General features: G+C 70.6%; 28 protein-coding genes. 4 read left to right on the top strand and 24 right to left on the bottom strand.

Annotation, left to right across the window (positions count from 1 at the left end; genetic code table 11):
* Nucleotides 1-25: 25 nt before the first annotated feature.
* The 19 genes from AMK26_RS10590 to AMK26_RS10680 form a co-directional block, all read right to left on the bottom strand.
* Complete coding sequence (locus AMK26_RS10590; RefSeq protein ID WP_241837854.1) at nucleotides 26-751, bottom strand: hypothetical protein; 726 nt, start codon at nucleotides 749-751, stop codon at nucleotides 26-28.
* Entirely contained in the window at nucleotides 748-1,587 is an 840-nt protein-coding gene (locus AMK26_RS10595) for a hypothetical protein (protein ID WP_073754254.1), read from the bottom strand. Before AMK26_RS10595 ends, AMK26_RS10590 begins: the two co-directional genes overlap by 4 nt.
* Entirely contained in the window at nucleotides 1,584-1,940 is a 357-nt protein-coding gene (locus tag AMK26_RS10600; protein ID WP_073754255.1) for a hypothetical protein, read from the bottom strand. The genes AMK26_RS10595 and AMK26_RS10600 overlap by 4 nt, the downstream gene beginning before the upstream one ends.
* A complete protein-coding gene (locus AMK26_RS10605; protein ID WP_073754256.1) occupies nucleotides 1,937-2,134 on the bottom strand; it encodes a hypothetical protein in 198 nt (65 codons plus the stop codon). The genes AMK26_RS10600 and AMK26_RS10605 overlap by 4 nt, the downstream gene beginning before the upstream one ends.
* A gap of 18 nt (nucleotides 2,135-2,152) precedes the next feature.
* Entirely contained in the window at nucleotides 2,153-2,389 is a 237-nt protein-coding gene (locus AMK26_RS10610) for a hypothetical protein (protein WP_073754257.1), read from the bottom strand.
* Complete coding sequence (locus AMK26_RS10615) at nucleotides 2,386-2,715, bottom strand: hypothetical protein (protein ID WP_073754258.1); 330 nt, start codon at nucleotides 2,713-2,715, stop codon at nucleotides 2,386-2,388. Before AMK26_RS10615 ends, AMK26_RS10610 begins: the two co-directional genes overlap by 4 nt.
* Nucleotides 2,699-4,255 carry a helix-turn-helix domain-containing protein gene (locus AMK26_RS10620; RefSeq protein WP_073754259.1) on the bottom strand — a complete coding sequence of 519 codons (1,557 nt, stop codon included), beginning with the start codon at nucleotides 4,253-4,255 and terminating at the stop codon, nucleotides 2,699-2,701. The genes AMK26_RS10615 and AMK26_RS10620 overlap by 17 nt, the downstream gene beginning before the upstream one ends.
* A 27-nt stretch (nucleotides 4,256-4,282) precedes the next feature.
* Nucleotides 4,283-4,990, bottom strand: coding sequence for a hypothetical protein (locus tag AMK26_RS10625; protein ID WP_073754260.1), 708 nt, complete (start codon nucleotides 4,988-4,990; stop codon nucleotides 4,283-4,285).
* Nucleotides 4,991-5,007: 17 nt separating this feature from the next.
* Nucleotides 5,008-5,421, bottom strand: a complete 414-nt coding sequence (locus AMK26_RS10630) for a hypothetical protein (protein ID WP_073754261.1) — start codon at nucleotides 5,419-5,421, stop codon at nucleotides 5,008-5,010.
* A 210-nt stretch (nucleotides 5,422-5,631) separates the two neighbouring features.
* The gene (locus tag AMK26_RS10635; protein WP_073754262.1) at nucleotides 5,632-5,931 is read right to left on the bottom strand and encodes a hypothetical protein; all 300 of its coding nucleotides are present in this window, start codon (nucleotides 5,929-5,931) and stop codon (nucleotides 5,632-5,634) included.
* Nucleotides 5,931-6,317 (bottom strand): hypothetical protein, encoded by a 387-nt coding sequence (locus tag AMK26_RS37665; protein ID WP_241837855.1) that lies wholly within the window; start codon nucleotides 6,315-6,317, stop codon nucleotides 5,931-5,933. The genes AMK26_RS10635 and AMK26_RS37665 overlap by 1 nt, the downstream gene beginning before the upstream one ends.
* A complete protein-coding gene (locus AMK26_RS10645) occupies nucleotides 6,314-6,658 on the bottom strand; it encodes a hypothetical protein (protein WP_073754263.1) in 345 nt (114 codons plus the stop codon). The genes AMK26_RS37665 and AMK26_RS10645 overlap by 4 nt, the downstream gene beginning before the upstream one ends.
* Nucleotides 6,655-7,449, bottom strand: a complete 795-nt coding sequence (locus AMK26_RS10650; RefSeq protein ID WP_073754264.1) for a hypothetical protein — start codon at nucleotides 7,447-7,449, stop codon at nucleotides 6,655-6,657. The genes AMK26_RS10645 and AMK26_RS10650 overlap by 4 nt, the downstream gene beginning before the upstream one ends.
* On the bottom strand, nucleotides 7,446-7,658 hold the full coding sequence (locus tag AMK26_RS10655; protein WP_143608491.1) for a hypothetical protein: 213 nt from the start codon (nucleotides 7,656-7,658) through the stop codon (nucleotides 7,446-7,448). Before AMK26_RS10655 ends, AMK26_RS10650 begins: the two co-directional genes overlap by 4 nt.
* A 2-nt stretch (nucleotides 7,659-7,660) precedes the next feature.
* Entirely contained in the window at nucleotides 7,661-8,377 is a 717-nt protein-coding gene (locus AMK26_RS36625; RefSeq protein WP_073754266.1) for a hypothetical protein, read from the bottom strand.
* Complete coding sequence (locus tag AMK26_RS36925) at nucleotides 8,374-8,985, bottom strand: hypothetical protein (protein WP_073754267.1); 612 nt, start codon at nucleotides 8,983-8,985, stop codon at nucleotides 8,374-8,376. The genes AMK26_RS36625 and AMK26_RS36925 overlap by 4 nt, the downstream gene beginning before the upstream one ends.
* Nucleotides 8,982-9,368 (bottom strand): phiSA1p31-related protein, encoded by a 387-nt coding sequence (locus AMK26_RS10670; protein ID WP_143608494.1) that lies wholly within the window; start codon nucleotides 9,366-9,368, stop codon nucleotides 8,982-8,984. The genes AMK26_RS36925 and AMK26_RS10670 overlap by 4 nt, the downstream gene beginning before the upstream one ends.
* Before the next feature lie 90 nt (nucleotides 9,369-9,458).
* Nucleotides 9,459-9,677 (bottom strand): hypothetical protein, encoded by a 219-nt coding sequence (locus tag AMK26_RS10675; RefSeq protein WP_073754269.1) that lies wholly within the window; start codon nucleotides 9,675-9,677, stop codon nucleotides 9,459-9,461.
* Between the two features lie 9 nt (nucleotides 9,678-9,686).
* Nucleotides 9,687-9,932, bottom strand: a complete 246-nt coding sequence (locus AMK26_RS10680) for a helix-turn-helix domain-containing protein (protein ID WP_073754270.1) — start codon at nucleotides 9,930-9,932, stop codon at nucleotides 9,687-9,689.
* A 185-nt stretch (nucleotides 9,933-10,117) separates the two neighbouring features.
* Here AMK26_RS10680 and AMK26_RS10685 point away from each other — a divergent pair, with 185 nt between their 5' ends.
* On the top strand, nucleotides 10,118-10,552 hold the full coding sequence (locus AMK26_RS10685; RefSeq protein ID WP_073754271.1) for a helix-turn-helix domain-containing protein: 435 nt from the start codon (nucleotides 10,118-10,120) through the stop codon (nucleotides 10,550-10,552).
* 433 nt (nucleotides 10,553-10,985) lie between these two features.
* Nucleotides 10,986-12,350: a hypothetical protein gene (locus AMK26_RS10690; RefSeq protein WP_073754272.1), complete on the top strand. Its 1,365-nt coding sequence runs from the start codon at nucleotides 10,986-10,988 to the stop codon at nucleotides 12,348-12,350.
* Between the two features lie 136 nt (nucleotides 12,351-12,486).
* On the opposite strand, the gene sodN is transcribed toward AMK26_RS10690, so the two are convergent.
* Nucleotides 12,487-12,882 carry a superoxide dismutase, Ni gene (sodN, locus tag AMK26_RS10695; RefSeq protein WP_073754273.1) on the bottom strand — a complete coding sequence of 132 codons (396 nt, stop codon included), beginning with the start codon at nucleotides 12,880-12,882 and terminating at the stop codon, nucleotides 12,487-12,489.
* Nucleotides 12,883-13,035: 153 nt separating this feature from the next.
* Between sodN and sodX the strand changes: the two genes are divergently transcribed.
* The gene (sodX, locus tag AMK26_RS10700; RefSeq protein ID WP_073754274.1) at nucleotides 13,036-13,473 is read left to right on the top strand and encodes a nickel-type superoxide dismutase maturation protease; all 438 of its coding nucleotides are present in this window, start codon (nucleotides 13,036-13,038) and stop codon (nucleotides 13,471-13,473) included.
* Here sodX and AMK26_RS10705 read toward each other — a convergent pair.
* Complete coding sequence (locus AMK26_RS10705) at nucleotides 13,377-14,006, bottom strand: CGNR zinc finger domain-containing protein (protein WP_073754275.1); 630 nt, start codon at nucleotides 14,004-14,006, stop codon at nucleotides 13,377-13,379. The genes sodX and AMK26_RS10705 overlap by 97 nt on opposite strands.
* 84 nt (nucleotides 14,007-14,090) lie before the next feature.
* Here AMK26_RS10705 and AMK26_RS10710 point away from each other — a divergent pair, with 84 nt between their 5' ends.
* Nucleotides 14,091-14,852: a class I SAM-dependent methyltransferase gene (locus AMK26_RS10710; protein WP_073754276.1), complete on the top strand. Its 762-nt coding sequence runs from the start codon at nucleotides 14,091-14,093 to the stop codon at nucleotides 14,850-14,852.
* Nucleotides 14,853-14,903: 51 nt separating this feature from the next.
* On the opposite strand, the gene AMK26_RS10715 is transcribed toward AMK26_RS10710, so the two are convergent.
* From AMK26_RS10715 to AMK26_RS10725, 3 genes are read right to left on the bottom strand one after another with little or no spacing between them, the layout of a single operon-like run.
* Nucleotides 14,904-15,665 (bottom strand): amino acid ABC transporter ATP-binding protein, encoded by a 762-nt coding sequence (locus AMK26_RS10715; RefSeq protein ID WP_073754277.1) that lies wholly within the window; start codon nucleotides 15,663-15,665, stop codon nucleotides 14,904-14,906.
* Nucleotides 15,662-16,606, bottom strand: a complete 945-nt coding sequence (locus tag AMK26_RS10720; protein WP_073754278.1) for an amino acid ABC transporter permease — start codon at nucleotides 16,604-16,606, stop codon at nucleotides 15,662-15,664. The genes AMK26_RS10715 and AMK26_RS10720 overlap by 4 nt, the downstream gene beginning before the upstream one ends.
* Nucleotides 16,607-16,649: 43 nt before the next feature.
* Nucleotides 16,650-17,639 carry an ABC transporter substrate-binding protein gene (locus AMK26_RS10725; protein WP_073754279.1) on the bottom strand — a complete coding sequence of 330 codons (990 nt, stop codon included), beginning with the start codon at nucleotides 17,637-17,639 and terminating at the stop codon, nucleotides 16,650-16,652.
* Nucleotides 17,640-18,088 lie beyond the last annotated feature (449 nt).

Below are 18,088 nucleotides of genomic sequence, written 5' to 3' on the forward strand. Positions count from 1 at the left end.
CCCAGCGGGCGGGGGCTTCGCGCTGTCACGCCGCGCTCATGCGCGGCAGGAGGTGGTGCAGCGCGATGGCCGCCAGAGCGGGCATAACCTCGGCGCGGTGCGCGTCGTACTCGTCAGGAGTGAGCCGGTGGCCGCACGCCTCGCACTCCACATGCCACTCCCCATCGATCGCGACGAGCGCGAACGCCGTACAGGCCGGACAGGGGGCGTCCTTGGGGGTGCGGCGGACCACGGTGCCGGTCAGGGACCGGGCGCGGCGTACGGCGTCCTCGAGCTGGTCGTACATCTCGGGAGCCCACGGGCGGGTCATGGCGTACGGGACGTAGCCGGTGAGCCAGGCGCACCAGGCGGCGACGTCCCCGCCGTGGCGGGACCAGGCGCTGTCGCACCGGTCGATGTGCGCGGTACCGTGCCGGTCGCGCCGTACGGCCGGGTGCTCGGTGGCGATGTAGCGGGCCCACCCGTACAGCAGGGCGGTGAGCGGGATGCCGCCGGTTTGGTCGCCGTGCGGGTCGGCGATGAGGACCGGCTGCCCGGGGCCGAGGAGGTCCAGGACTCGCAGGTCGACAGGGGCCGGGGAGTGTGCGCGGCCACCGCCGCCGCGCCGGGCCGGGCCGGCCGTCGGGTGCATCAGGTCCTCGAGGAGCGGCACCAGGAGCGGGAGTTCGGCGAGCCAGCCGAGGACGCGGTGTGTGCAGGCCGGGCAGGCATCAGCGTCATCGAGGCCGCTTCGGCAGGTCGGACAGTTCACGTCGTGGGCTCCTTGGGCTCGTCGAGGGCGGCGCTCGGGGTGGCCGGTCCGGGGCAGGGCTCACGGTTCTGGCTGAGCACCCATTTGGGGTGCGACATCTGGCAGTGGCCACAGATCCACGGGTCGCGGCGGCTTTCCCAGTCGTGGCCGTCGTTGCTGTCCGGCTCGGGCTCAGGCTGGCCGGGCTCCTCGAGGGCGGCGTCGATTACCGCGTACAGCTCCAGCTGGCTGATGAGTCCCTGTCGGCGGAGGGTGGCGGCGTCGCGCACGCGGTCGAGGGCGGCCTCGGCCTCGCTGCGGAGGTGGACGTCCTGCTGGCTGTGGGGGACGAGCCCACCGCAGTTGGGGCACTGCCAGCTCGGATCCGTCCAGGTGAGGGCGGCACGCCAGCGGTCGACGGTCTTGACGCTGATCCATCCGGTCCGCAGGCAGGGTTCGCCGGGGTGGCCTGGGTGGACCAGGTGGCTGAGCACGTCGCAGAGCGTGGCGCTGAGCTTGTCGGCACGGGCGTTGGCTGCTGCGAGAGCGGCCTCGGCGCGCTCGGCGCGCTCACGCAGCGTCTCGGTGCGCCTGGTGAGTAGACGTTTGGCCTGAGCGGTGACGCTGTCGGCGTGCTCCGCTCGCGCGTACAGGACGTCGAGTGCGTCGCTGGTGATGGTGTCGGCGGTGTGCCAGGGCGGGTGCTCGGCGGCGAACTTGCGCTTGGCTGCCCGGATGATCTCCGCGAGGGCGGCCCGCGACTCGTCGCTCAGATCACCGCTGATGCGTACACGGATCAGCTCACCGTCGATCTCCACGGGACGGCAGGTGTCGGTGGGGTGCTGGGGCTCGGTCATGGGGTCGGTTCCTTCCAGTGCATGCAGCTTGGTTCGTGGGCGGTGCCGCGGCTGGCCCAGTGCTCGAGGCAGCAGGTGTCCTCGAGGTCGGCCCAGCCGAGGCTGATGCGATCGGCCAGGATCCGGTCGGTGGAGAGGTGCGCGCGGGCGCGCCGCTCGGCTGCGATGGCGGCCGCACGTTCCTGGGCGGCGGTGCGGTAGGCGTAGCGGGCGGCCTCAGCGACGACCAGGGCGGCCGCGGTGTGGCCGGCCGCCATGGGTCCGACGTCGGCCCGGGCGTACAGCACGGCCAGGGCGGCCAGCGTGAGCGCGGTGGCGGTGAGCCCGGCGATGCGGGCGTACGGGGTGATCACGCGGCCACCTCGATCTCGCCGAGCGGCACGCCGGCGGTCAGCTGGCCGTTCAGCTCCCGCAGCCGGGCCAGGGCGTAGCTGTCGGGCCGGGTGAGGCGGACGCGGGTGGTTACCGGCAGCTGGTACCAGCACGACCGGCACAGGTACGTGCGCGGGTTGCGGGGGGCTCGGCAGGACAGGCAGCGGATGACCACGGGGCGCTCCTTCGGCGGTCAGGCGGCGGGGGTTTCGGGGACGGGGCGGAGGTGGCGGGTGGTGTGCGGGGTGCGGGTTTCTCCGGCGTACTCCCAGCCGTCGAGGGCCTCATCGAGGGCGTGGCGGTGGTCGAGCTGCTCCTGGGTGGTCCAGGGGCGTGAGCCGGACTGGGCGCGGTGCTGGGACGGTTGGGCGTCGCCAAAGGTGCCGGTGGGGATGGCCTCGGACATCAGCCGCTCCCAGGCGGTGCTCACCGCTGCCACCCTTGCCAGCGCACCGGCCGGACCCCTGCCCGCTGCCGCGCGGCGCCGCCGTTGCTGCGCCCGGTGCGCGGCCTGGGGGCGGTGCAGGTGGCGATGTGTGGCACGGCGCGCCATTCGGCGTGTTCGAGGGTCGGCCGCTCCTTCGTCAGCCCGCGTGAGCGCAACCGGCCGGTGACGTCGGCGTACACGGCGGTGTTGCCGGCCGGGTCGGGGTCGGCGTTGACGGCCAGGCCCTTTCCGGCGGCGGTGACGGTCCACCGGATCCGGGCGCCGCAGGTCGGGCAGGGGATGACGTCGTGGTCACTGAGAGGCGGCATGGGGCGCTCCTTCGGGGTGGTATTCGTCCAAGTGGTTCAGGGCCTCGCTGACCAGGCGCAGGCCGTACAGCCGCCCGGCGGCCGCGCGTCCGTACGCCGTGACGGCGGCCAGCACGTCGGCGGTGGTGGCGGCCTCGCGCAGGGCCGCGCGCTGCGCCCGGGTCAGCTCCGGTGGTGTGGCCCCGTCCGGGACCGGGCGCGGTACCGGGATCCAGTCCTCAGCGGGCACGGGCGGGGGCGGAGCCGGCGGGGGCGGGGGCGGTAGGCCCTCGGCGGTGCGGGCGGCGGCCGCGGCGGCGAGGTCGGCACACACGCCGCAGGGCTGGCCGGTGTGCCAGATGGTGCCGTCCTCGCAGACGTCCAGGGCGCAGGCGTTGGGCCGGTTGAGGCCGTCGCGGGGTAGACCTACGCCGATGATCCAGCGGGCGCCGTCGCGGACCTCGCCGGTGAGCCCGGCGTAGCGGCGGGTGAGGCGGGTGGTGATCCGCTCCATGCCGACCCCGGCGGCGAGCTGCCGACTGATCTCGGTCTCGATCCGGCCGACCGCCCACGACGTCAGCGTGGCGTCGGCGAGCAGGTGCCGTACGGGCTCGAGTACCGCCCACGCTCGGGCGGACAGCGTCGGACCGGATCCGTCCAGCGGCCTCCGGCTGCTGCCGCCGTCTGTGGCCCGGCCCACCGCCGGGCGGAAGGTCGCCGGAGCGCGGTTTTCCACAGGGCCTCGCGCTACTTGCGGTAGACGCCTACGGCGGAGGGAAAGATCACCCCGGCGCCTCATCGCAGGTCGGTCAGTCCTGGGGTCTTCCCTAGACGTGAGGGATCCGTCAGAGGAGTCCGGACCGGATCCGTCATGGATGTCCGCACCGGCCAGCAGCGGGTGACGGTGGACGGTGTAGGCGTGGCGGCCCTGGTGACCGGCCCGGTGGTCCACGGTGATCCAGCCGAGCGCGCCCAGCTCGTCGACCAGGCGGCGGGCCTGGCGCTCGCCGAGGTGCTCGCCGGCCTGTTTGCCGGTCTGGTGGCGCAGCAGCTCGCCGAGGTCGGCGGCCGACACCGGGATGGACCGGGCGACCGCGTACGCGATCAGCGCGTACAGGCGCAGCAGGCGCGGGGTCAGGGCCTCGGCGGCGCGCACCGGGATCCACACGAACAGCTCGTCCGGTTCGGCGGGCCGTACGGTGCGCAGGGCGGACTGGCCGCGGCCGCCGGGAAGGGTGCGCCGTAGGGTCGGCACCTCCACCAGGCCGTCGATGGGGTCGGGGTTGCGCAACTGCTTCAGAGCCCGCTCAACAGCCGACTTGGACATGCCGAGGTACCCGGCGATTGTCTCCACGCGGGCGGTACAGCCTTCGGCGCGCTGGGCGAGTGCTGCGATCTTGACGTAGACGCTCAGGGCCGCATCGGCGTACTGAGCACCTACGACCAGGCGCAGGGGGACGCGGACCCGCTGTCCGCCGGCGCGCGGGTGTGCCTGGGTGGCCGCGCTGGGCGGCTCCTGGCACGGAGCAGCTGCTGCTGCTCGTCGCGGCACGGCGGACATCGGGGTCAACTCCAAACGGAAGATCGGTCAGTTGTCGGAGGCGGCGCGCAGGGCGCGGGCGAGGGCCAGCTGGCGCTCGCGGTCCCGGATCGGCTCGAGCAGCACGAAGTGCAGGGCCTTGTGGGCGAGCTGGCCGTAGGCGTAGGCGGCATCGGCGATACCGGCGGCGTCGTCGAGGGCGGCGTGCAGTTCGCCGGCCTCGTGGTCGGCGAGGTACTCGCGGGCGGCCAGGTCCTCGGCGTAGCCGGCCGCGCCGAGCTTCACCGCCAGGTCCTGGTACGCGACCCGCAGTGCGTGCGCTCCGGCGTAGCGGTCCAGGCCGCTGATCTCCAGACCGTGGTGGGCCAGCTGCCCGTCAGCCTCGGTGAACTCCACCACCGGCGGGGTCTCGCTGCGCTGGACGCTGGCGATGGCCCAGGCCGCGCCGGAGGCGTACAGCAGGGCGGCGTCCTCGTACCGCTGCTGCAGCTCCCGCTCGGCGCGCCGGTAGGCGTCGCTGATCAGGGACAGGGCGTGGAAGTGAGGGGCACGGCGGTGGTGGCGGGTGTCGCCGCGGTCGTTCAGCCGCCTGCAGATGCCGATGACGCCGTCGTGGATGCGGCGGCGGTCGAACTCCGCGTTGTGGCGGGCGAGGTAGGCGTGCAGGTATGCGGTGCGGTACTCGGTGGCCGTCTCCCACAGGGCGTACACGCTGTCGGTCAGGGAGTCGGTCCAGTGCAGGGTCTTGGTCTTCACGGTGTGTCCGTTCGTCGTCAGGAGGAGCGGCGCATGCCTTTGAGCAGCAGCGCGGGGATGGTGAGGCGGAGCCGGGCGCTCTCGTAGGCCCGGTAGCGGTCCTTGGCAGCGCGCCGGACCCAGCCGCGCTGGAGGAGCACGTTCAGCGCGACGGCCACCTGGCCGCGGTTGAGCTGGGTGTCGGCCACCAGTCCGTCGAGGAACGGCTGCCGGTCGGCGGGGATGCGGCCGGTGGCGTAGTCGGCGCGGCTGGCGAGCGCGAGTGCGACCAGCCGGTGGTGGGGGATCAGCGGTGAGCGCAGGATCCCCTTCTCCCACAGCAGCCGGAACGGCTCATCCGTGACCACGGCCCCGCGGGTCAGGGCGCGGTCGGCGGCCGCGTTCGCCAGGTCCAGCGGCGTCGGGCGCGGCCGGGTCGGGGTGGTCGTCATGGTCGTGCTCCTGCTCCTCGGGAACGGGGTCGGTGTCGGGGGTGAGGTAGAGGTAGGCGCCGGGCGGCCAGCCCGGGCCGGGCGGCGTCTCCGGCCGCCCGGCCCAGGCGTTGGGCGAGTGCTTGTCGCATTTGCGGCCCGTGAAGTAGAGGCGGGCGTAGGTGAGCCCGTGCGGCTGTGCGACGTCCTCGCACGGGCCCTTCGAGCCGCTCACACCTCGGCCACGGTCGCGTGGCACCCGCCGCACACCCACTGGCCGGGGCCGGCCGGGTAGTGCCGGGTGTGCATGTGGCCGCACACCGGGGTGTGACAGGCCCGGTAGATGTACGGCACGGGTGCGGGCGTCGGCGTGGCGGCCTCGGGCTGGGTGGCCCGGGCGCGGCGGCCGCCGAACAAGCGGCGGCCGCCACGCACCACGGCCAGGACGACACAGGCCACGCCCATCACCAGTGTGCCGAGCCCGGAGACCACGATCAGCAAGGCGGCGTACCCGATCCAGTCCTCCGGCATCACTGGCCACCGCCGATGGCGCGGATCTCAGCCAGAGCCTGCCCGTACCCGGCGCACCCGCCCGCGCAGTACCAGCGGGCCGGTTCCCTCGAGCCGGACACGCTCACGCGCACCATGCCCGCGGCGGGCCGGGGCTCGTTGGCCAGCGAGCCGCACCCGGCGGCCGGGCAGTCCCGCCCGACCGCCACCGCCCGGCCGACCCGGCCCTTACCGACCAGGCCGCCGTTCCACCGCTGCGCCCGCTCCTCGGCACGGCGCTTGGCGTCCGCGCTCGCCTTCTCGCTGTGCGCCTTGCGGCACCGGGCACAGGGGGGCAGCTCCTTGTAGTACCGGTGCTGGCTGTACCCCTTGGGCGTGCCGTGCTCGATCTCCACCTGCATCGTCATGCCGCCTCGTCGTCCGGCTTGGGCATGAGGGCCAGGCCGTGGCTCTCGGCCCACGACCGCGCCTGCCGCTCGTCCACGCGGGCGCAGTGCTCGTCGAAATCGGCGTAGCCGTAGGCGTGGTAGACGATCGGCCCGAAGACCACGGCCACCGAGGCGTTGCCGCCCTCGTCGACGGTGACCTCCCGGCCGACCTGCTCGGCGAAGGCCTCCACCGCCGCATTGCTGTGCAGCGGGTACAGGAGACGGTCCCCGCTCATGGAGACGCCCACGTCCGGGTTGGCTTCCAGCCAGTCGGCCAGATCACGCAGGCCGGTCACGTACTGCTCACGAGTGCTGCTCATCGGCGGGAGTCCTTCCAGGTGTTGAGGCGGTAGGCGCGGTGGTGCGGGTCGCGGTCGTTGACGACGAGCAGGCCCTGGCGGCCCAGGAGCCGCAGGTCTCGGCGCGCGACGTTCGCGCCGACGTCGATCCCGTGCGCCTGGTACAGGCGGCGCGCACGGACGGGGGTCCACTCGCCCTGCCAGGACTTGACCGCGCGGCGGAGGATGTCCAGGCGCTCGGCGCGTAGGTCGTGACCGGCCAGGCGCAGCCAGTCGGCGAGCTTGGCGCGGGTGGCGTCGTCGAGAAGGAGAGCGACGGGCCGGCCGTCCTCGGCGATACAGCCCACGGTCGTCTCGCTCTCGCCGTCCCCCCGGGCGGGCTCGAGGACGCAGTCGACACGCCGCACGACCACCGGGGTGGACTCGCCCGCCGAGCGGGTGTCCTTCCCCGTGAGGTCGCTGGAGTAGGCGCGGACGGCGTCGAGGAGCGTTGCGGGGTCGGTGAACCCGTGGTCGATGAACCCGCGCAGCCGCGCGGCGGCTTGGGCGAGGACATCGGCGTCACGGTCGGCGATCAAGGCCGGGGCCTGCCCGGGCCGGACCTCCGGCGACACCACGAGCGCCGCCAGCAGCCGCCCGTACGCCGTCAGCGGCTCGGTGGCGTCGACCCGGCGCGGGACCTGGCGCAGCGCTTCGGCGCGCTCGGTCGCGTCGTAGTCGTCCATCAGCTGGTGCGCGTCCTCGATGCGCATGCCCGACTCGCGCAGCGCGCCGAGCAGGTACGCGCGCCGGTCCGCCTGGGGAGTGTTCACGACCTGCCCCCGTCCTGCTGTCCGGGCAGCGGGTGAGCGGCCAGGTAGGCGCGGGTCGCGGCGTGGGAGGGGTGGCGGATCACCAGGGAACCGGACGGCGGGTCCACCGGCGCCGGGCGGGGCGCCGGCGACTGGCGGTCGCTGTCGGCGTTGATGGCCCACCGGACGGCGAGCAGGCCGACGATGGCGGCCGTGATGCTCAGGAACACGATCACGACTCCGCCCCCTGCCCCTGGCGCGGCTGGACGTAGGAGAAGGCGTCGGCCTGCAGGCCGCCCACGCCGTCGCCGACCAAGACCACGGCGACGTCGCCGCGACGGCCGTGGCCGGTGGTTACGCTGCCCCTGCAGGTCACGGTGCGGGTGTCAACGCTCAGCATCCCGAGCCACCACAACCATGCCTCCATGGACTGCGGCCGTACGGTCAGGCGCAGTTCGGTGGTGGAGCGGACGTCAGTGGCGGTCACGTCTGGCTGCGACGTACGCAGCTGCTGCGCCAGCAGCGCGGCCGGCGCATCCTCCGGTGTGTCCGGGTCGATGGTGTGGAAGGTGCCGGCCGCCCGGGCCGTCATGGCGGGCGAGGCCTGCTGGCGTGCCAGCAGCGCACGCAGCCTCTCCACCGCAGCGGCCCGGCGCGGGTCCGCGCTCGCCTCCGGGTGCGTGTGGTCGCCGGTGTTCATGTGCATGTGGCACACCGGGCACTGCACCTGAGCGGGCGCCACCAGCTCGAACTCGATCGGCGCGTACGGCTCGAGCTCGGCGACCCGGGCCCGCAGCCGCTCCACCTCGTCGCGCAGAGCGAGCGCGATCTCGTGCAGCGCCTTCTCGTTGCCGCTGTCGTAGGTCGCGACGCTGAACCGGGCCCGCTGCTCCATGTACTGGCCCAGCCGGATCTCGGCGGTAGTACGGCCACCGTGCTGCTCGGTCATCGACTTCCCCCGTCCGTGTCGGCGAGGACCGCGGCCACGACCGGGAACTGCGCGTCGACCGAGCGGCGCACCCTCTCCTGCTCTGACGCCCACGCCCGCCACCGGGCAACGGTCGCTTCGATCTCCGCGACCGCCGCGTCCAGCGGCTCGCACTCCGTGGCACGGCCGAGGTCGATCAGGAAGTTGTCCAGCGACTTGGCGTCCAGGTGTGCGGACCAGGGACGGAGGAACGAGCCCTGCTGCGCGTGCTGGGGGCACGGCTCGGACTCCACCGGCTGCCCGCACACGCTGCACACCAGGCCGCCCGGCGGCAGCCCGCTGTCCCACACTTCGCGGTACGGAACCTGGGCCTCCAACTCGGCGACCTGTGCCCGAAGCCGGGCGTTCTCCTCGGCCAGCGAACCGGCGACCGGCACGGGCAGCGCGCCGAGCGCGGACACCGCCTGGTCCAACTCGCCGGCCAACTGACCGACAGCGGCCAGAGCCTGGGCCAGATGCCCGTACAAGGCGCCCGGGATACGGCCGTATCCGTTGTAGGAGGCGTGCGCCGCCTGCAACGTCCTGGCAGCAGCCGCGACGGCGGCCGCGCTCACGTGTACGGTGCTCACGAGCGCCCCCTCAGCCGCCGGAGCAGCGCGGCGAACATGCTGGGCGTCGGGGCCTCGGCGGGCTTGGCCACCACGGGGGCCGGCTGGTCCTGTGGGGTCTCGATCGCAGTGAGCTTCTCGGCCGGGGTGGCCTGGCGCGGGGCCGGGATCCACGGGCCGTACGTCGTGTAGCCCTCGGACAACGGCAGCGGGGGGTCGGTGTCGCACTGCATCAGCGGCTCGCCGGACTCGGTGTCCAGGCCGGTCCACTCCCAGTGGGCGCCGTAGACGTCGATCCAGGGGCGGTCCAGCTCGAACACGATGCCCTTGTCCTTGAAGGTCCACACGGGCCGGGCGGTCCCCGGGGGGATGCCCGGGGCGGGGTGGGTAAGGTGATTGCTCACGGTGACCTCGTTCTTCTCGAGTGGATGAGGTACTGCCGGAGGGGTCGTGTACGGGCCGGGCAGGGCCCGTCCGACCCCGTTCTCCTGGATTCAGACGGCGCGCATCTTGCGCTGGCCGGGGATCCGGTGGCGCGCGGCGATCTCGGCGCGGTCCTGGGGGCTGAACATCAACTTCCGGCCCATTCGGTGGGCGGGGTAGCCGAAGTGGTTGACGCCGTCGCGCAGGCGACGCTTACCGATGCCGAGCCGCTTGGCGGTCTCGTCGACGTCGGTGAAGTCCTCCACGGTGGGGGTGGCGGTGGCGGTCATTGGGTCACCTCATTCGGGGGCGGTCTCGCTCGAGGCGAGGAGGCTGTCGTCGTCGGGCGCGAGGCCCAGGGCGGCCCGCAGGGCCAGGTAGGTGGGGGGTCGCGTGCGGCGCCGGACGCCGGTTTCCAGCCGCGACAGATAGCTGCTGGTGAGACCAGCGATGCGGGCGAGGTCGGCGATCGATTGGCCGCGAGACATGCGGATCTTGCGGATTGCCGCCCCGTCCACCTCGTAGGTAGCTCGGGGTGCCTTCATGTCCAGAAGCTAACAGGAACTACTAGGAACTGCTAGCACTACCTGTGGGTAACATCGCAGGAACTAGTAACTTCTAGCTGTTTCTGGATGTTCCTTCGCGCATGAACCTCAAGAGACTGTTAAAGCTGCGTGCAGGCCGAAACGCGTTCCTGGCGGTACCTAGGGGTTCCTGAGAAAATGCCGACATGGCTACAACCGACCCCGCGAGCCGGGAACGCCTTGCCCGGCTCGTGAGACAACGCCGCATCAGTCTTGGGTGGCATAAGGCGAAAGCGGCTGAGGCCGCTGAACTGACGATCACTACCTACATGCGCGTCGAAAACGGGGCGACCGTCCGGGATGTGACCTACGCCAAGATCGAGAAGGCGCTCGGCTGGGCCCCGGGGGCGTGCCAGGCCGTACTGGAGGGTGCAGAGGAGGCGCAGGAGGCCGGCGAAATCGTCGCGGGGGTGCGAATCGCCGAGGTCGCAGACAGTAGGGAGGGCGTGCGCAAGGCGGTGCACAACGCGATCGTCGCAACGATGCCGGAGGTGCCGACGGGCACCATGGCGAAGTTCAGTGATGCGGTGTTCCAGGAACTCCAGCGGCAGGGCATCGTCCCACCTGAAGATGAGGGCTAAACATCTCAGTCGTACAACCTTTCGCCTGTAACGGAACCGTTACGGTGGGTTCGATAAATGCTGCTGACATATTCTTTCGGCCGCGCGTTCGGTATGTAAGGCTCATCACGTGGGGGTCTTCCAGCCGCACGAGAGGGGGCCTATGCAGCACCAGTTCATAGCCTTCAACCCCGGTCCGGACTATGCCGGATGTCTCAGTTGGTCAGGCCGGGTGAACGGCAGAATCGTGTGCGTAGTGACGCCTGAGGGAACGCGGAGCGAGTCAGCCAGACGCGCGGCGCGAACCCTGATGGCACGTCAGGGAGTCGACTGCAGCTCATGTGACTGCCTCAGCTGTCCGCTGCGGGTCACATGATGCAGTCCTAACGGATAGGCCAAGGCAGTCAGGGGTGCCTGCCGCGGCCGTCGGGGACACCAAAGGGGAACGCGGGCGGTGGCGTACGCAGAGAAGCGCGGCAGGAGTTGGCGGGTCAGGTACCAACTCCCCAACGGCAAGTACGACTCGGAGAGCGGGTTCGAGACCAAGCAAGACGCACTCGACTGGGGCCGCGCTCAAGAGACCGACGTCAAGCGCAAGGTGTTCGTCAACCCCAGCGACGGCCGGAAGCTGTTCGGAGAGTGGATTACCGAGTGGCGCAAGGTACTTGACGTCTCCGAGATGAGCGAAGAGACCTACGACAGCCGCATCAACGCGGTCATCCGGCCGCAGTGGGAGAACGTCCCGATCGGCGACATCACGTCGATGAGCTACCGGGCCTGGCAGACCCAGTTGAAGAGTCGCTTCAAGAAGAACTACGTGGACGGCATCGAGGGCGTGATGCGCATGCTCCTGGACGACGCCGTCGAGGAACGTCTGATCCCCTTCAACCCCATGCCCACCGCCTCAAAGCGCCGCCGCGGCCGCCACGTCCCCGTTGACACCGCCGACGAGTACGTGTGGCCGACCCCCAGGCAGGCCCGGCTCGTCGCGGAGAACGCCAGAGCGCTGCGGGGCTTCCAGTGGTACGTGATGATCCTGACCATGGCGTACACCGGCGTCCGCATGGGCGAGGTGGCCGGCCTTCGCCGGGACCAGTTGCAGCTGCTCGGCCTCGAGTACGGTCGATCGCTGCGAGTGCAGTGGCAAGGGCAGTGGCTGAGCAAGTCAGCCAAGCACATCGTCAACCGTGGCGAGACACTGGAATCGATCGCGGCCCTCCGCCTGGCCGACGCTGATCGGGCCGAAGAGGTCGCCAAGGCCAACGACCTCGCAGCAGGAGCGCGCCTCCGCGCCGGGCAGCAGATGCTGCTCCCCAAGGGCTTCACGCTGCTGCCGCCCAAATACAGCAGCTACCGGACGTTGATCCTGCCGCCCTTCCTGGCCGACCTCCTGTCAGAGCTGCTCGCGATGAACACGCACAAGATCCTGGTGTTCCCATCCCAGCGCGGCAAGCCGCTGCGCGTTGACGACCAGTTCTACGGCCGGTTCTGGCAGCCGATCCTCCACGGCCAGAAGGCGGAGCCGAAGCGCCGTGGCCGACGCGCGCAGTCCGCCCTGCCTGCCGTTGAAGGCGTGGAGGACATGGTGCCCCACGGCACCCGGCATGGGCACAAGGTCTGGCTGGACGAGCAGGGCCACCCGAGGGTCGCTGTGGAGGAACGGATGGGCCACAAGCTGAAAGGCGTGGAAGGTACGTACTCGCACACGTCCCCCGAGATGGAACTGGCTATCGCCAAGGGGCTCCAGGAACTGTGGGAGAAGTCGCTCACGGATGAGGCAAGCACCGGGGCGGAGTGGGAGATCAGGCGCTCGTCCTGACCTCGTCTCCCAAACGTCTCCCAAATGATCTTTAGGGCACGGAGCGGCCCGATCGCCTCACGCGGTCGGGCCGCTCTCTTTGTGCCACTGACCTGCACTCCAGGCCTGGGCTGTCACGCTATTCGCCGGGCGACGATCAGGCCTTCTTGGTCTCCCAGAAGATCTTGTCGCTCTGGGCGATGTAGTCCAGCGCCTTCTGGCCCGTCGCCGGGTCGGTCGACGCCTTGGCGGCCGAGAGGGCCTTCAGGGCGTCATTGACCAGCTGGTGCAGCTCCGGGTACTTCTCGAAGTGCGGCGGCTTGAAGTAGTCGCTCCACAGCACCGAGACGTGGTGCTTGGCGAGCTCGGCGCGCTCCTCCTTGATGGTCGTCGCGCGCGCCTGGAAGTGCGGGTCGTCGTTGGCCTGCATCTTTTCCTGCGTGGCCTTGACGGACTCGGCCTCGATACGGGCCTGGGCCGGGTCGTAGACACCGCAGGGGAGGTCGCAGTGCGCGCTGACCTTCACCTTCGGGGCAAACAGGCGGGAGAGCATTGAGCTGTCCTTCCTCGTGATCGTCTTCTCAGGTGGGACATTACTCCGTGGCAGACGGGTTTTCGCGGGTGCCCCCATGGGCTTACGACAAAAGTCCAGGGTGACCATGGGACTCGTGGAGGAAGGTCCAGGAAGGTCCAGGAGGTGTGCCGGATGACGGAGCAGGGGCGGGAGCACGAGCGCGGGCCCAGGGCGCCGTTCGGTGTCGCGGAGGTGTCCGGGCCGTCGATGGTGCCCACCCTGCACCACGGTGACCGGCTGCTGGTGCACTACGGGGCGCCGGTGCGCGCGGGGCACGTGGTGGTGCTGCGGCACCCGTTGCAGCAGGACCTGCTCATCGTGAAGCGGCTCGTGGAGCGGCGCGACGGCGGCTGGTGGGTGCTCGGGGACAACCGGGCCGCCGAGGCCGTGGACAGCCGCTCCTTCGGCCCCGTACCGGAGGATCTGGTGCTGGGCCGGGTGCGGGCGCGGTACCGGGGGATACGGCCCGGGCGTCAGCGGTCGGTCGGGGTGGTGCTCTCCTGGCTGGTGTCGGCGGTGCGGCCGGTGCTCGCCGACCGTTCCGTCTCCAGGCGCTTGCGCGCCCGGTAGGCGGCGACGTTCGCACGCGTCGCGCACCGGTCCGAGCAGTAGCGGCGGGACCGGTTGGTGGAGGTGTCCAGGTACGCGTTGCGGCACGGGGCCGCCTGGCACAGGCCGAGCCGGTCGGCGCCGAACTCGGTCAGGTGGAAGGCCAGGCCCATCGCGGCGATCGCCGCGTACCCGGCGGTCGCGTTGGACGGGTGGTCCGCGAGGTGCAAGTGCCAGCGCGGCCGGCCCTCGTCGTCGAGGGTCTCGTGGCCGGAGATCTGCGGGCTGACCGGGAACTCCAGCAGCAGCGAGTTGAGCAGGTCCACGGCGTGCGTCTGGTCGCCCGCGTCGGCCGCGGTGAAGACCGCCCGCAGCCGTGCCCGTACCGACCGGAACCGGGTGACGTCCGCGTCGGTCGCGCGCCGCGCCATCTGCGAGGCCTCGCCGAACAGGTCGCGGACCGCCTCCACGGAGGTGAGGGAGTCCTTGTTGCGCGCCGGCTCCTCGGTGTTCACCAGACGTACGGCATAGTCCGAGTAATAGGCCAGTTCCACTTGTAGTCCTTACGGCGGCGGTCTAGGGTCGGGAACAGAACGAGTAACAGACAGGTCTGATACGAGGGTATTACGGAGGTCGCGTTGACGGAGACGACTGCGGGAACCGACTGGCGCGCGTGGCAGGAAAGCTGGGACCGGCAGCAGGAGTGGTACATGCCCGACCGCGAGGAGCGGTTCCGGGTCATGCTCGACATGGTCGAGGCGTTCACCGGCCCCGCGCCGCGGGTCCTCGACCTCGCGTGCGGTACGGGGAGCATCACGGACCGGCTGCTGAAGAGGTTCCCCGACGCCGTCAGCACCGGCGTCGACCTCGACCCCGCGCTCCTCGCCATCGCCGAGGGGTACTTCGAGGGCGACGACCGGGTGACCTTCGTACGGGCCGACCTCACCGACCCGCAGTGGGTGCGGGCGCTGCCGTACGAGTCGTACGACGCCGTCCTGACCGCCACCGCCCTGCACTGGCTGCGCACCGAGCCCCTCGCCGCGCTGTACGGGCAGCTCGGCGGGCTCGTCCGCGAGGGCGGCGTGTTCATGAACGCCGACCACATGAGGGACGAGTCCACGCCCCGGATCAACGCCGCCGAGCGCGCCCACCGGCACGCCGCCATGGACCGCGCCAAGGCCGGTGGCGCCCTCGACTGGTCCTCCTGGTGGGACCTGGCCGCCGAGGACCCGGTCCTGGCCGGGCCGACGGCCGAGCGGTTCGCGATCTACGGCGAGCACGCCGAGGGGGACACGCCCTCCCTGGAGTGGCACGCGCGCACCCTCAAGGAGGCCGGGTTCGCGGAGGCGCGGGCGGTGTGGTCCTCGCCCTCGGACGCGCTGGTGCTGGCGCTGAAATGAGCGACGGAGGGGCGGTACGGGTGACCCGTACCGCCCCTCCGTGTGCGCGTACTACAGCACCTTCGACAGGAACGCCTTCGTCCGGTCGTGCTGCGGGTTGGTCAGCACGTCGCGCGGGTTGCCCGACTCGACCACCACACCGCCGTCCATGAACACCAGCGAGTCGCCGACCTCACGGGCGAAGCCCATCTCGTGCGTGACGACGACCATCGTCATGCCCGACTCGGCCAGGTCCCGCATCACGTCCAGCACGTCGCCCACCAGCTCCGGGTCGAGCGCCGACGTCGGCTCGTCGAAGAGCATCAGCTTCGGCTCCATCGCCAGCGCCCGCGCGATGGCCACGCGCTGCTGCTGGCCGCCGGAGAGCTGGGAGGGGTAGTTGCCGGCCTTGTCGCCCAGCCCCACCCGGTCCAGCAGCTTGACCGCCCGCTCCCGGGCCACGGCCTTCGACTCGCCCTTGACCTGGACCGGCGCCTCCATGACGTTCTCCAGCGCCGTCATGTGGGGGAACAGGTTGAAGCGCTGGAAGACCATGCCGATGTCCCGGCGCTTCAGCGCGACCTCGCTGTCCTTCAGCTCGTACAGCTTGTCGCCCTTCTGGCGGTAGCCGACCAGCTCGCCGTCGACGTACAGCCGGCCGGCGTTGACCTTCTCCAGGTGGTTGATGCACCTCAGGAAGGTCGACTTGCCGGAACCGGAGGGACCGATGAGGCAGAACACCTCACCGGGCGCCACCTCCAGGTCGATCCCCTTGAGGATGTGGGCCGCGCCGTAGGACTTGTGCACGCCCTCGGCCTTCACCATGGCGGTCATGCGGTACCTCCCGCGGCCGGTCGGTTGGACAGGGAGAACACGTTGGCCTTGATCCGCTGGAGCACGGTCGGCGGCAGCTGGCGCGAGGAGCCGCGCGCGTAGTAGCGCTCCAGGTAGTACTGGCCCACGCTGAGGATGGAGGTCAGGATCAGGTACCAGGCCGCGGCGAGGAAGAGCATCTCCACCGGGGCGCCGGACGTCTGGCCGATGTCCTGGGCGTTGCGCAACAGCTCGTAGTACTGCACGGCCGCCACCAGCGAGGTCGTCTTCAGCATGTTGATGACCTCGTTGCCCGTGGGCGGCACGATCACGCGCATCGCCTGCGGGATCACGATCCGGCGCAGGGTCTTGCCGTGGCTCATGCCGAGGGCGTGGGAGGCCTCGGTCTGGCCCTCGTCGACCGCGAGGAGACCGGCGCGGCAGATCTCGGCCATGTACGCGGCCTCGTTCAGGCCCAGGCCCAGCAGCGCCGTCAGGAACGGCGTCATGAAGTCGGCCCACTCGTCCTTGTAGACCGGGCCGAGGTTGATGTACTCGAAGACCAGGCCCAGGTTGAACCAGACGAAGAGCTGGACCAGGACCGGGGTGCCCCGGAAGAACCAGATGTAGAACCAGGCGATCGACGAGGTCACCGGGTTCTTCGACAGCCGCATCACCGCGAGGACGATGCCGCCGACGATGCCGATCGCCATCGACAGGACGGTCAGCAGGAGGGTCTGTCCCATGCCTTCGACGATCCGGCCGTCGAAGAAGTAGTCCGGGACGGCGCCCCAGTTGATCTTGCCTTGCGCGAAGGCGTAGATGATCGCGGCGAAGAGCGCGAGGGCGACGACGGCGGTGACGTACCGGCCGTAGTGCCGGACGGGGATCGCCTTGATGGCTTCCGGTCCGGCGGGCGGCGTGGCGTCCTCCGGGCCCGTCTTCTTGATGTCAGTAGTCAAGGTGGTGCCTTTCAGGGGCCTACGTGGCGCTGGTGGCCGGGGATCAGGAACCGCCGTTGATCTTGGCTTCGGTCACCGCACCGGCGGCGACACCCCACTTCTCCAGGATCTTCTTGTAGTCACCATTGGCGATGACGGCGTCCATCGCGGCCTTGATCGCGTCACGCAGCTGGGTGTTTCCCTTGGCGACGGCGATGCCGTACGGCGCGGCCTCGACCTGCGGGCCCACGATCTGGAAGTCGTTCCCGCCGCCCGAGGTCTTGACCGTGTACGCCGCGACCGGGAAGTCCGAGGAGCCGGCGTCGGCGCCGCCGGCGCGCAGCCGGGTCTGGGCCTGCTGGTCGGTGTCGAAGGCCTCGATCGCGATCTTGCCCTTCTTGGCCTTCACACACCGCGCGGACTCGGCCTTGGCCAGGTCCTCGGAGACGGTGCCGCGCTGCACGACCAGCTTCTTGCCGCACAGGTCGGCCCAGGTCTTGATGCCCTTGTCGGCGCCCTTCTTGGTGTAGATCGACACACCGGCGTTGAAATAGTCGACGAAGTCGACGCCCTCGCCCACCTTCTTCTTGGTCTCCGAGTCGATACCCTGCTGGCGGTCCTTGGTGTCCGTCATCGCCGACATCGCGATGTCGTAGCGCTTGGCGCGCAGACCTGTGATCAGGGTGTCGAAGGTGCCGTTCTCGAACACCAGGCGCACCCCGAGCTGCTTGCTCATGGCGTCGGCGAGGTCCGGGTCGATACCGACGACCTTGCCGTCCTTGTCCTTGAATTCGACGGGGGCGTACGCGATGTCCGAGCCGACCTTGATCTCACCCTTGTCGCGAATGGCCTGGGGCAGCCGGTCCGCGAGCGGTGCGGCGATGGCCGGCTTGCCGGTGGCCTGGTCCGTCTTGACCGGCTTGTCGGTCTGGTCGCCGCAGGCGGTCAGCAGCATGGAGCCGGCGACCGCGATCGCGGCGACCGCGGCTGTCCGGGACGTCCGGGTCGTCCCGGTCTTCGCGGCGGTCGTACAGCGGGTGGTGCTTGCGGTCATGGTCGGGTTCCTCCGGCGGGTGAGGGAGTTGCCAAGCGGTCGCGCACGCACCATCGGGTGTCGCGACCACGTGTGATTACGGCATCTTGCCATTCGGACTGGCCCCAACAGGGGGCCCCGCATGTCAAAATCGGATAACGGGAGACCCCCGAACCCCAACAGGCCGGTACATCAGGGCCGGACCTTCTGCGGGGTTGCCTTCTTTTCGCCGGAAAATCTCCGGTCGATCTCGTCATTCGGACGGGATACCGGCCGCAAACCGGGGCGCGTGCGGACTTGTCCAGAAAACCGGCGATGAGTCATGCCACCGGATCCAGGCTGTGGCCGGGGTCGAGGCTCATATGAGATACCGACTCGTCGACAGAGCGGTCCGTCCGGTAAGAAGGATCCTTACACCCCTCATCCGGGGCTCAGGGCGCGTGTGCGGCGCGCCCGACGCGTACGTACCT

This window comes from Streptomyces sp. CB03234 (genome assembly GCF_001905885.1).
Classification (GTDB): Bacteria; Actinomycetota; Actinomycetes; order Streptomycetales; family Streptomycetaceae; genus Streptomyces.